Genomic DNA, 12,047 nt, shown 5'->3' with positions numbered 1-12,047 from the left:
GACTAATGTTATATGATACTATTAAAAATAATTAATTTAATTGGAGGACAAAGCATTGAGGGGTATTGGCGGTATGTTACTCAAATTCTTCTTATCCATCATAGGCATTATTTTTATAGGTGGACTTCCCGTTCTCCTTTCAGGCATCGGCCATCGCGAATTGAGGTTGCAGGCGTATTGGCAGTCCATTAAAGAAATCGTATTTGCCCTGCTTCACCCGGGGGAATTAACATATGTCATCATCGGTGGTCAAAAGGAACGCGACTTGTTTCCTTATTTATGGGAGCCGATCACCTACTCGTTACTCGTGCTGTTTTCTGCTTTTCTTCTGGCCGGCTTCTTAAGTATTCTCCTCACGATCCTCACCATGTTGTTTTCTCAAAAAAACCGAAATCGAATCAAGTTCATGTTTTATTTATTCGAATCTGTTCCGGATGTACTGGTTATCCTGAGTGCTCAATTACTTGTACTCACTCTTTATAAACATACGGGGATATTGTTTTTTGAAATTGCTTCAGTTGATATGGAACGTGCCTTTCTTCTGCCGGTTCTGGTTTTGGCGATTCTGCCCACTGTTCAGCTGTTTCGGATGTCCATTCTTTCATTTGAGACGGAAGAAAGAAAAGACTATGTCACATTGGCACGATCCATTGGACTCGGGAAACTGGTGATTTTGACCTTTCATATTTTAAGGAATGCGGTTATTTCCGTGTTCTTTCAATCAAAAAAGACCATCTGGTATATGCTCTCTAATTTATTTGTGCTGGAACTGCTATTCAATATAGCCGGAATAACCCGCTTCTTAAAGTCGACGCTGCAGCCGAAAATGTTTACCATTGCGGTACTTTCCATTTTCATTCCTTTGTTTGTGTTCTATACAGTGGGGGAAATCGTTCTCTCTAAAAAAGCGAATAAGGGGGAGGAAATCTAATATGAAGAAAAGTGTGTGGAAGAATCCATTATTTCTTATCGGATTTACGTTTATAGCTTTCATGCTCGTGTCCAGTTTTATGTATTCGCTGGTGTGGGGGAATGAAGTAAGAAGATTGTATTTCATTAGTGTTGAAGGTGTTGTCGTGGAATCCTCCCCGATTTCACCGAAATGGCTATTTCCACTTGGAACCGATCCCCAGGGACTTGATATGCTCGGTAAGATCTTCATCGGTGCCAAGTACACGATACTAACCGCATTAGTGATTGCCTTTTTACGTGTATTATTGGCGCTCCCGATCGGATTCATTCTCGGGACTTTCCTGATGAAGTATAAGAAATACATCAATGGCTGGATCGATTCCTTCCATTACATCCCCTTAACGATACTTGCCTATTTTTTGTTGGAACCGATTCTTTGGGAACCGTTTGGAGGGTTTCCTAATTCGATTGTTGAACGCTTCATCATTGAAATATTGATTTTGACCCTCCTGATTGTTCCCATATTATCAGCTCTGTTTGGCAACGAAGTCTCTATGCTCTACAAACAGGAATTCATCATGAGTGCGAAAACACTTGGAGCGGGGAAATGGCGGATCATTTTCAAACATATTTTACCCGGAATGAAAGAAAAGCTTGTGATCGTATTTGGACAGCAATTCATGCAGACCCTGATCATCTTTATTCATTTGGGATTACTGACCCTGTTCCTCGGGGGAACCGATGTGGACTACCAAATGGTGAATGACCCTCCTAGATCCATCACCTACGAATGGTCGGGACTGATCGGGGACTCCTTCCGATACCTTCAAGGAGCACCGTGGGTACCACTGACACCGATTCTTTTCTTTTCTGCCACAATGCTATCTGTTTCATTGATGATTGAGGGCTATGTCCAGACAACGAGCGGCCACTCTTATTATAGAAAGAAATTCAAAGCGGCTTATCGTACTTTAAATGAAAGAAAAGATTCACCGGTGCCGGCTGACTTTGAAAAGGTAAAAATGTAGAGGGGATTGTGCATAATAGTATAGGAAGAAAACAAAAGATTGTGGTAAAAATTTCATCTTATCAACAGGTTTGTGTAAGGGGAAATCGGGGAATAAGTTTACACTGAGTAAACAATTTAAAAACACTATTAACATTTCTAGTATATATATCCACATGATTGGGAAAGTCTGGGGCGTTCACGAATCGTTCAAAAAGGGCAAAGCTTTGCCAGCCCAAGCTTTCTGCCGCGTATCTTACGGAATGTCGAATTCCCATGAAATATTTTTGTTACGAATCACAACAAAATGTTATACACATGAAATTATTTTTTGTTATAATACTCGTTGTTGATTCAAATGAATTTACATTTGCTAAACAAATTCTTAATAAACTTTCACTCATACATGTTTTAAATAAATACAATTTAAAAAGGTGATGAAGCATGAACTTCTTACAAAGACAGTTAGAAGATACGCGTACTGGGAAGTTATCGTTCTTCTTTACAGTCGTTATACTATTTTGGATTAAGACTTATGCCGTATATTTAGCTGAATTTAACCTGGGAATACAAAATGCGCTTCAGCATTTTCTTTTATTTTTTAACCCTTTAAGTTCAGCGCTATTATTCTTTGCCTTCGCATTATTCTGGAAAGGCAGAGGGCGATATATTGCGTTTATCGTTATTAACTTGCTAATGTCCTTCGTTCTATATGCGAACGTCGTTTACTACCGATTCTTTAATGACTTTATTACAGTACCAGTCATCTTACAGGCGAAAACGAATAACGGTCTTGGTGGCAGTGCACTTGAATTAATCAGCCCGATCGATATTTTATATTTCTTGGATCTATTCATCATCATTGGATTAATGGTTCTTAAGAAAGTGAAGCCCCAGGAGAAATTACGCTTCCGTTCAGTATTTGCGGTCATGACATCTGCAGTCCTTGTGTTCTTATTGAACTTAGGATTAGCGAACATCGATCGTCCTGAATTATTGACTCGCAGTTTCGACCGTAACTATCTGGTAAAGTATCTTGGAACGCATAACTTTACGATCTATGATATTGTTCAAAACTCTAAAACGTCTGCTAAGCGTGCTATGGCTGACAGCAATGAAGTTTCAGAAGTTGAAAATTACGTAAAAGCCAATAAAGTAGATCCAAATCCTGAATACTTCGGTAAAGCAAAAGGGAAAAACGTTATCTACATCTCCATGGAATCAATGCAAACATTCATGATTGGCAGAGAGTTAAATGGAGAGGAAGTTACACCATTCTTGAACTCTCTAGTCGATAATAAAGAAGCGATGTACTTCGATAACTTCTTCCATCAAACAGGTCAGGGGAAAACATCGGATTCTGAGTTTATTATTGAAAACTCGTTATTCCCTCTTCCTCAAGGTGCTGTATTCATGACACATGCCAACAACACTTATCAATCAGCTCCTTCGATCCTAAAGGGAGAAGGATATACGTCAGCGGTATTCCACGGTAACTACAAAACATTCTGGAACCGTTCTGAGATGTACCGTTCAATGGGGTATGACGAGTTCTTCGATGCAACGTATTATGATATGAGTAATCCGGAAGAACAGCTTCCTTATGGATTAAAGGATAAGCCATTCTTTGAAGATTCCATTCCGATGCTGGAAAGTTTAAAACAACCGTTTTACACAAAATTCATTACGCTATCCAATCACTTCCCGTTTGACCGCCATGAGGAAGATGCTAATTTCCCTCAGGGTGAAACAGGTAACGGTGTAGTGGATCGATATTTCCAAACTGCTCATTACATGGATCAGGTGTTGGAAGACTTTGTGAATGATTTAAAAGAAAAAGGTTTATATGAAGATACAATGATCGTTTTTTATGGTGATCACTATGGAATTTCTGATAACCATAATAAAGCGATGTCCGAGGTATTAGGTAAAGAAGTGGGTAACTATGAAAGTGCTCAGCTTCAACGAGTACCATTGTTGATTCTTAACTCTGGCGCAGAGGGTGGAGTTAATCATACGTATGGTGGACAGATTGACCTTCGCCCTACGATTATGCACCTTCTTGGAGTGGAAACAAAAGATTATCTAAGCTTTGGTCAGGACCTGCTTTCTGAAGAGCGCAAGCAAATCGTACCTTTCCGTAATGGTGATGTCATTACAGATAAGTACTCTGAAATCAAAGGAGTCTGCTACGATAACGAAACAGGTCAACCTGTAGAAGAAGAAAACAAAGCATGTGAAGAAGCAAGTAAGGAAGCGAACAAACGTCTGGAGCTTTCCGATAAAGTGGTTTATGAAGATCTACTTCGCTTCTATAAACCTGAAGGATACAAACCGATAGATCGCTCGGATTATCAGTATAACAATCCGAATCCAAAAAGCTCAGAAGATCCTGATTCCCAAGAAGAAAATCACGAATAACACAAGTAACTTTAAGCAAGCTCCCTCCACCGATGCCGGTGAGAGGGAGCTTGCTTTTTTTGTTGTTCGGGTCGAAGGATGCTCTGTAGGATTTAAGTTCAACAGCTGAATAATCGTTGAAATTCAACAGGCAAATATCCACTGTAATTTAACAGGAGAATGAATAGAGAAACATTACGGATAAACAAATGATCGGTTTTGAATGTTTAATGATAGATAATGATTGCTTTTGATTAAAAATGATTGATTTTTGAAACCGTTCTCATTATAATGAAAGTAACAAGAAACGGAGAAAGTAGGAGAGTGCTATGTTAACGGAGGAACGACATCGAATCATCTTAGACTTATTGAAGGAGAAAGATGCGATAAAAATCCAAGAGATTGTGGATGTTACGAACGCTTCTGAGTCAACGATCCGCCGGGACTTAACACAGCTCGAGCAAGAGAAATTTCTGAAACGAATCCACGGTGGGGCTGCGAGGCTTCAAGGGAAACTAAAGGAATTGAGCGTTTCTGAAAAATCATCCAAAAGCTTTCATGAAAAGCAATCCATCGGTCAATATGCTGCTTCCCTGGTAGAAGAGGGCGATTGCATCTTTTTGGACGCCGGTACGACGACCTTGAGTCTTATCGATCATCTTCCGCAAATGGATATTGTGGTGGTAACGAACGGGTTGACACATGTGGACACACTCATTCAAAAAGGCTTTAAAACGTATATGATAGGGGGATACGTTAAGCCTGTGACAAGAGCGATGGTTGGAAGTGGAGCGGTGGAATCCTTACAGCAGTATCGATTTGATAAAGCATTTATGGGAGCCAACGGGGTTCATGCTCAATATGGATTCACGACCCCGGATCCCGAAGAGGCCCAAGTGAAGCGGATGGCAATTGAGTTATCGAGGGAAGCGATGTTTTTAACGGACGACTCCAAGTTTGGGGAAATCGCTTTTAGCAAAATTGTGGATCTTGATAAAGCCATGATTATAACGAACGCATTGGACGGGGAACACGATACGGCAATGTTGAAACAAACTACGATAAAGGTTGTGACACCATGATATATACCTTAACACTGAACCCTTCTGTCGATTACATTATGGAACTTGACTCCTTTCAAAAAGGTGGTCTAAACCGAAGTGAGAAAGAAAGTGCATTTCCCGGAGGCAAAGGGATCAATGTTTCCCGTGTTTTGCATGTACTGAATGTAGAAAGCGTTGCTCTTGGATTTGCAGGAGGATTTACCGGTGAGTACATTAAACAATTTTTAAAAAAAGAAAACATACAAACTGATTTTGTAGAGGTTGATGAAGCTTCAAGAATCAACGTAAAGGTTAAGTCTGATGATGAAACGGAAATTAACGGTAGTGGACCTTCGATTCGTGATGAACATATACAGAAGTTACTCCAGCAAATATCTTCATTAACAGAGGAAGACATGATCGTTCTGGCGGGGAGTATACCTGGATCGGTGCCTAAATCATTTTACCAGGAGATTGCTGCACAATGTAAGGAACAAGGGACGAAAGTGATTATCGATGCGGAGAAGAACTTGATTCAACCGGTTCTTTCTTTGAATCCTTTCTTGATCAAGCCAAATCACCATGAGCTGGGGGAGATGTTTGATGTGAAGATTGAGTCAGTTGAGGAAGCGGTTCACTATGGAAAGAAGTTGAAGGATAGCGGAGTCGAAAACGTGATGGTTTCAATGGCGGAAAAAGGTGCCCTCTTACTGACCGGCAAAGAGGTATTGTATTCTTCCGTGCCAAGTGGAGAGTTGCAAAGCTCGGTGGGTGCAGGAGATTCTACCGTTGCCGGATTCCTTGCGGGACTATCAAGGGGATGGAGTATTGAGGATGCATTCCGCTTAGGAACCTCGGCTGGATCGGCCACAGCTTATTCAATCGGTCTTTGCTCATCGAAACAAGTGGGAAGCTTATTTGAAGAAATTCAGATTACAAAAAAATAGGGGGGAAACAAACATGAGAATTACTGAATTATTAACGAAAGATACGATTCAGCTAAATATATCTTCTACATCCAAAAAAGGCGTTATTGATGAATTGGTTTCCGTATTGGATAAAAGCGGGAACCTAGTAGATCCTAAAGAATTTAAGCAAGCGATTCTTAATCGCGAGGCTCAAAGTACGACGGGTATCGGGGAAGGAATCGCCATTCCACACGCGAAAACATCAGCAGTTAAAGTACCTGCTATTGCATTCGGCAAATCAGCAGAAGGAGTGGACTATGAATCTCTCGATGGGACTCCTGCTCATTTGTTCTTCATGATTGCAGCAACAGAAGGGGCCAATCAAACACATTTAGAAGCGTTAAGCCGTCTTTCTTCTATGTTGATGGACCCCGATGTTCGCAAAGCATTACTGAATGCTTCATCAAAAGAAGAAGTATTAGAGATTATTAATGTTCATGATCAAGAGGAAGAGGAAGAGGTTCCTGCTGAAGCTTCCACAAACGAAGGAAAGGTCCTGGCTGTAACGGCATGTCCTACAGGGATTGCTCATACGTATATGGCAGCAGATGCTCTGAAAGCCAAAGCGAAAGAAATGGGTGTGAATCTGAAAGTAGAGACGAATGGTTCCGGTGGAGCAAAGAACGTCTTAACTTCTGAAGAAATTGAAAATGCTTTAGCTATAATCGTAGCTGCCGATACGAAAGTGGAAATGAATCGATTTAAAGGAAAGCCTGTGATTGAAGTTCCTGTGGCTGAAGCGATTAGACGTCCTGAAGAATTATTGAATCAAGCTATGAAACAAGAGGCGTCCATATATAAAGGTAGAGAGCAATCTGGTGAGACTCATGCTGGTCCTGAGAAAAAACAAAAGTCAGGCTTTTACAAGCATCTGATGAATGGTGTTTCCAACATGCTTCCATTCGTTGTAGGTGGAGGGATCCTGATTGCGATCTCGTTCTTATTCGGCATTCAGTCAGCGAATCCTGATTCTCCTGAGTACAATGAATTTGCCGCCATGCTAATGAAAATCGGCGGAGACAATGCCTTCTACTTAATGGTTCCTGTCTTAGCGGGATTCATCGCCATGAGTATAGCCGATCGACCTGGATTTGCCCCTGGTATGATTGGCGGGTTGATTGCTGCAACGGGTCAAAGCGGGTTCTTAGGTGGAATTATTGCCGGTTTCTTAGCAGGTTATGTGGTTCTCGGAATCAAGCGTTTAACAAACAATTTTCCTCCTTCATTGGAAGGGATCAAACCGGTATTGATCTATCCGTTGCTGGGAATTTTCATTACTGGATTCATCATGCTTCAGTTCCTGGTGGAGCCACTGAGTGCAGTGAATACGGGTATTCAAAACTGGTTGGATGGATTAGGGACAGGGAACCTGATTCTACTCGGATTGGTTCTAGGTGGAATGATGGCAGTCGATATGGGAGGTCCGATCAACAAAGCGGCCTTTACATTCGGGATTGCCATGATTGAAGGAGGAAACCTTGCTCCCCATGCAGCCATCATGGCGGGCGGAATGGTACCGCCGCTGGGGTTGGCCATGGCAACGACAATATTCAAAAAGAAGTTCAATGATAATGAGCGAAAAGCGGGTATCGCGGCTTACTTTATGGGAGCATCCTTTATTACAGAAGGAGCGATTCCATTTGCTGCAGCCGATCCGTTCCGGGTCATCCCTTCTATTGTGACAGGTTCTGCGGTTGCAGGAGCGTTAGCGATGTTCTTTGGGATTGGTTTACCTGCCCCCCACGGTGGATTATTTGTATTCCCGGTAGTGGAAGGGAATCCATTGTTATATCTGTTAGCAGTACTGATTGGCTCTGTCATTACAGCCGTGATGGTTGGGTTATTAAAGAAGCCGATTAAATGATTCATGAAAGAACCAGGTGATCTCCGCCTGGTTTTTTTTGATTTTTGCGTTTTAAAAGGTTCATTCCAGGTAAAAAGTATAGGTAGATGATGGAGAGGGGAAAGGCTATGGAGATGATAGAATTTCTGGAGATTCCAGATGAGTTTTACACTGCTCTTATTCGTATTATGTTAATCGTTCTACTGAGCGGCTTAATTGGTATAGAGAGGGAATTTAAAAATCACCCGGCTGGTTTACGCACTCATATTCTTGTAGGTGTAGGCTCCTGTTTATTGATGCTTGTTTCCTTATATGGATTCGAACCGTTTTTAGACGAACACCCTCAATTAGTTGGTTTTGATCCAAGTCGGATTCCTTCCTATGTTATTTCGGGAATCGGCTTTCTTGGTGCGGGAACGATTATGGTCCATGGAGGTGTGACGGTTAGAGGTTTAACCACTGCCGCCAGTATTTGGGTTGTTGCAGGCTTAGGGTTGGTAGTAGGGATTGGGATGTACTACCTGGCCATTTTTACGACCCTGGTGATTGTGATAACATTATTTTTCTTGAACAACCTGGAAAGCTTTTATAAGGAAAAAGTGAAGCATAAGAAGCTGCTTCTCCTTAGTCTGGTCGTGCAAAAAGGAAAGGGGAATATCACGTCAATAAATGATGCCCTTCATGATCATGGAATCGAGATCACTCAATACCAAATTGAAGAAGGAGATGAAATGGAGGGGGTGGATGCCTTTAAATACTCCCTTCTTATACTAACTCCAAGTGCCCTTCAGTTTAATGAAGTGTTGGAAGTTGTCCAAGATTTAGAATGTGTGAAAAAGTTCCAGCTTCACAAAAAATAAAAAGGAACGAGGGTGTAATTCATGCATCCTCATTCCTTAACGTTTATAAGCTTTCAATTTCCACATCTTTTATCCCTTCTATTTCTGAAATCGTATAGTAAATGTCTACCGTCTTTTTTCTGAAGTCCACAATGATTTTCAATTCCAAAAGGTGCTGCTGATTCTTTAAGTCTTTGATCCGGATATTTTCAATAGAAATTTCTTCAGCTTTGATTCGTTCAATGATCGATTTGATCTCTTTTTTCTCCAAGATCGTAGCACGTAAGGACAGCTCTTTTTCCCGCAATCGTTTCGGGCCTAAATACGTAATAATGATAGGCACCACTTCGACGGAGACTATCAAGAGAATCACACCTGCCGTAGCTTCCATGTAGAAACCGGCTCCAACAGCAATTCCGATTCCTGCCGCTCCCCAGATCATAGCTGCTGTCGTTAACCCGGAAATGCTGTCATTCCCTCTTCGTAAAATGACACCTGCCCCCAAGAAACCAATCCCTGAAACAATCTGAGCTGCCAGTCGCAAAGGATCCATCGTGATATTTACTTTATCCGATCCCTCAGAAATATAAGCAGACTCAATAGAGACAATCGTTAATAAACAGCTCACGATACATATAACGAGAGACGTCTTTAAACCTACAGGCTTTCGCTTTAATTCTCTCTCCAGCCCAATGATTAACCCTAATACCGCAGATACTCCCAGCTTTATCATGAATGTCGTATCTAATAGTTCCATCAAGCCCCCTCCAGTTCTACATTTATCCCTGAAAATTCATGTAGTAATTTAACCCTGCTGATTATAAAATAGGAGTAACGAATACATATCAGGAGGTTTGTCATGTCAGACACAAAGGTTAATCCGTATCTATTACTCGCAATCGGAGTCATCTCCGTATCAACCTCTGCCATCCTGGTAAAAGTATCGAGTGCACCAGCAGGTGTGTTGGCCTTTTACCGGTTATTTTTCACAGTTCTATTAATGTCCCCTGTATTTTTCTTAAAGTATGTGAAGGAACTGAAAGTTATTACTCTAAGAGATTGGATGTTTTCCATTTTAGCCGGGGTCTTTCTGGCCTTTCACTTCATACTCTGGTTTGAATCCTTAAATTATACTTCGGTTGCCAGTTCTACGGTACTCGTCACATTGCAGCCATTATTCGCTTTTATCGGGGCTTACTTGTTCTTTCAGGAAAAATTAACAGGGAGAGCCATCATCTCGGCGGTTTTAGCTGTTAGTGGGAGTATCATCATAAGCTGGGGAGATTTTAAAATAAGCGGAAGCGCGCTATGGGGAGATATATTAGCCTTGGTGGCGTGCGCTCTTGTAACAGGATACCTGTTATTCGGGCAGACGATAAGAAAACGACTGTCCCTCATTACCTACACGTATTTGGTCTATGCGATCAGCTCAGTCGTTTTATTCCTATATGTCATGATACGTTCCGAAAGCCTTGGGCCGTATCCGAAAGAGGATTGGGTCTACTTTCTATTGCTTGCCATCATCCCGACACTATTAGGTCATTCATTATTCAACTGGTCCCTGAAGTGGTTAAGCACCTCAACCATCTCAATGGCCATCCTCTTTGAACCAATCGGCGCTTCAATCCTTGCTTATTGGCTCTTAGCTGAAAAAGTGATGATGACTCAAGTGGTCGGCGGTCTTGTCATTATCATCGGCGTTACCTTCTTCTTAATAGAAGAAAGGAAGTTAAAAAAGATGGTCCAAAAAGTCAACGAGGTGAAAAAGAGTGAAGAACTTCCGCTTTAGAAAGGCAAACCTCCAAGACTCACCCGGGTTAGCATACGTACACGTCCATAGCTGGAGAACGACGTACGAAGGAATCGTATCACACGAATATCTTCAGTCTTTATCAATAGAAGAAAGAGAACAAGAGTGGGTACAAATCCTTTCCGGATCTCATCATACGTATGTATGTGAAGTGGAGGATGGGAAAATCGTCGGCTTTGTTTCATTTGGGAAAGAGCGTTCAGGGGAGTACGAAGGGGAATTATATGCCATTTATCTTCTAGAAGAATATCAAGGTAAAGGCATCGGGAAAGAGCTCTTCGGAATTGCCGCTGCAGGTCTTGAAAAACAAGGATACAACTCTATGTGGATATGGGTGTTGAAAGAGAATCCATCGAAACATTTCTATTATGCCTTAAAGCCTGCACTCATTAAGGAAGAGAAATTAACGATTGGCGGTGAGTCGCACCAGGAAGAAGGGTTGCTGCTGGAACTGCATTAAAAAGGAGTAAAGGAAGCGTTCATTTCGCTCCTTTACTCCTTTATTAAATTTGCTTAAGACTAAACGTTAATAGATCCTTTCACTCAAGAAAATACGTATGTAAAACCAGAAAACACAAACGCCATGACGACTGAAAAGATGAAGGTCATTCCTCTTACAGGAGTAGTGCTTTCGCTTATCTTAAGAGCTTGTACATATGAATACGCAAACAGATATACAGCCATGATGAATGATAGAGATAATGCGACGTTGGTAAGCATGAAAAAAAGGTCTCCTTTCAGGAATGCGTAGTAATAATATATATGGAGGTTTGCTGTTAAACAGAACAATGAAGTGATTGATTAAGTTTTTAAAGTTTTCCTTAAAAATATATTGCAATAACATTAACAGCGTGTTATATTTATAAACGTCGCTGATGCAGCAAACAACATTTTGAAATAATAAATGAAAAAAGTTGTTGACGCGAGAATGAAAGATATGTTATATTAATAAAGTCGCTTCAGAGCGGAGCGGACAAGCCTTGAACCTTGAAAACTGAACAAAACAAGACAATACGTCAACGTTAATTCTAGATTTATTTTTAAAGAGCTATTCAAACTTTTATCGGAGAGTTTGATCCTGGCTCAGGACGAACGCTGGCGGCGTGCCTAATACATGCAAGTCGAGCGGATTGATGGGAGCTTGCTCCCATCAGTCAGCGGCGGACGGGTGAGTAACACGTGGGTAACCTGCCTGTAAGACTGGGATAACTCCGGGAAACCGGGGC

The 12,047-nt window shown here is 41.3% G+C and carries 11 protein-coding genes and 1 rRNA gene; 10 read left to right on the top strand and 2 right to left on the bottom strand.

Annotation, left to right across the window (positions count from 1 at the left end; all coding sequences use genetic code 11):
* The first annotated feature begins 73 nt into the window (after positions 1–73).
* The 7 genes from DET59_RS06475 (at position 74) to DET59_RS06445 (ending at position 9,032) form a co-directional block, all read left to right on the top strand.
* The gene (locus tag DET59_RS06475; protein ID WP_113968807.1) at positions 74–931 is read left to right on the top strand and encodes an ABC transporter permease subunit; all 858 of its coding nucleotides are present in this window, start codon (positions 74–76) and stop codon (positions 929–931) included.
* A gap of 1 nt (position 932) precedes the next feature.
* Positions 933–1,940, top strand: a complete 1,008-nt coding sequence (locus DET59_RS06470) for an ABC transporter permease subunit (protein WP_113968806.1) — start codon at positions 933–935, stop codon at positions 1,938–1,940.
* Positions 1,941–2,362: 422 nt separating this feature from the next.
* Positions 2,363–4,339, top strand: coding sequence for a lipoteichoic acid synthase (gene ltaS / locus DET59_RS06465; RefSeq protein ID WP_113968805.1), 1,977 nt, complete (start codon positions 2,363–2,365; stop codon positions 4,337–4,339).
* A gap of 308 nt (positions 4,340–4,647) precedes the next feature.
* Positions 4,648–5,400, top strand: a complete 753-nt coding sequence (locus DET59_RS06460; protein WP_113968804.1) for a DeoR/GlpR family DNA-binding transcription regulator — start codon at positions 4,648–4,650, stop codon at positions 5,398–5,400.
* Positions 5,397–6,308 (top strand): 1-phosphofructokinase, encoded by a 912-nt coding sequence (gene pfkB, locus DET59_RS06455; protein ID WP_113968803.1) that lies wholly within the window; start codon positions 5,397–5,399, stop codon positions 6,306–6,308. Before DET59_RS06460 ends, pfkB begins: the two co-directional genes overlap by 4 nt.
* Positions 6,309–6,321: 13 nt before the next feature.
* Positions 6,322–8,193, top strand: a complete 1,872-nt coding sequence (locus tag DET59_RS06450; RefSeq protein WP_113968802.1) for a PTS fructose transporter subunit IIABC — start codon at positions 6,322–6,324, stop codon at positions 8,191–8,193.
* Between the two features lie 107 nt (positions 8,194–8,300).
* Positions 8,301–9,032 carry an MgtC/SapB family protein gene (locus DET59_RS06445; protein WP_397540921.1) on the top strand — a complete coding sequence of 244 codons (732 nt, stop codon included), beginning with the start codon at positions 8,301–8,303 and terminating at the stop codon, positions 9,030–9,032.
* A gap of 43 nt (positions 9,033–9,075) precedes the next feature.
* Here DET59_RS06445 and DET59_RS06440 read toward each other — a convergent pair whose 3' ends face one another.
* Positions 9,076–9,768: an MgtC/SapB family protein gene (locus DET59_RS06440; RefSeq protein WP_113968801.1), complete on the bottom strand. Its 693-nt coding sequence runs from the start codon at positions 9,766–9,768 to the stop codon at positions 9,076–9,078.
* Positions 9,769–9,870: 102 nt separating this feature from the next.
* Between DET59_RS06440 and DET59_RS06435 the strand changes: the two genes are divergently transcribed.
* Both DET59_RS06435 and DET59_RS06430 read left to right on the top strand, forming a co-directional pair.
* Positions 9,871–10,800, top strand: coding sequence for a DMT family transporter (locus DET59_RS06435; protein ID WP_113968800.1), 930 nt, complete (start codon positions 9,871–9,873; stop codon positions 10,798–10,800).
* Positions 10,781–11,281, top strand: coding sequence for a GNAT family N-acetyltransferase (locus DET59_RS06430; protein WP_113968799.1), 501 nt, complete (start codon positions 10,781–10,783; stop codon positions 11,279–11,281). The genes DET59_RS06435 and DET59_RS06430 overlap by 20 nt, the downstream gene beginning before the upstream one ends.
* A gap of 83 nt (positions 11,282–11,364) precedes the next feature.
* Here DET59_RS06430 and DET59_RS21580 read toward each other — a convergent pair whose 3' ends face one another.
* Positions 11,365–11,541 (bottom strand): hypothetical protein, encoded by a 177-nt coding sequence (locus tag DET59_RS21580; RefSeq protein ID WP_181778077.1) that lies wholly within the window; start codon positions 11,539–11,541, stop codon positions 11,365–11,367.
* 340 nt (positions 11,542–11,881) lie between these two features.
* Between DET59_RS21580 and DET59_RS06425 the strand changes: the two genes are divergently transcribed.
* Positions 11,882–12,047, top strand: a 16S ribosomal RNA gene (locus DET59_RS06425); the annotation flags it as partial.

This window comes from Rossellomorea aquimaris, from assembly GCF_003315075.1.
GTDB classification, from domain to species: Bacteria; Bacillota; Bacilli; order Bacillales; family Bacillaceae_B; genus Rossellomorea; species Rossellomorea aquimaris_C.
The sequence above is the reverse complement of the archived record's forward strand: the minus strand, read 5'-3'. Positions and strand labels throughout refer to the sequence as shown.

Excerpts from the sequence above, each read along its gene's own strand:
- DET59_RS21580 (WP_181778077.1), bottom strand. The coding sequence starts at position 11,541 with ATGCTTACCAACGTCGCATTATCTCTATCATTCATCATGGCTGTATAT.
- DET59_RS06445 (WP_397540921.1), top strand. The coding sequence starts at position 8,301 with ATGGAGATGATAGAATTTCTGGAGATTCCAGATGAGTTTTACACTGCT.
- DET59_RS06475 (WP_113968807.1), top strand. The coding sequence starts at position 74 with ATGTTACTCAAATTCTTCTTATCCATCATAGGCATTATTTTTATAGGT.
- pfkB (WP_113968803.1), top strand. The coding sequence starts at position 5,397 with ATGATATATACCTTAACACTGAACCCTTCTGTCGATTACATTATGGAA.
- DET59_RS06470 (WP_113968806.1), top strand. The coding sequence starts at position 933 with ATGAAGAAAAGTGTGTGGAAGAATCCATTATTTCTTATCGGATTTACG.
- DET59_RS06440 (WP_113968801.1), bottom strand. The coding sequence starts at position 9,768 with ATGGAACTATTAGATACGACATTCATGATAAAGCTGGGAGTATCTGCG.
- DET59_RS06460 (WP_113968804.1), top strand. The coding sequence starts at position 4,648 with ATGTTAACGGAGGAACGACATCGAATCATCTTAGACTTATTGAAGGAG.
- DET59_RS06435 (WP_113968800.1), top strand. The coding sequence starts at position 9,871 with ATGTCAGACACAAAGGTTAATCCGTATCTATTACTCGCAATCGGAGTC.
- DET59_RS06450 (WP_113968802.1), top strand. The coding sequence starts at position 6,322 with ATGAGAATTACTGAATTATTAACGAAAGATACGATTCAGCTAAATATA.
- ltaS (WP_113968805.1), top strand. The coding sequence starts at position 2,363 with ATGAACTTCTTACAAAGACAGTTAGAAGATACGCGTACTGGGAAGTTA.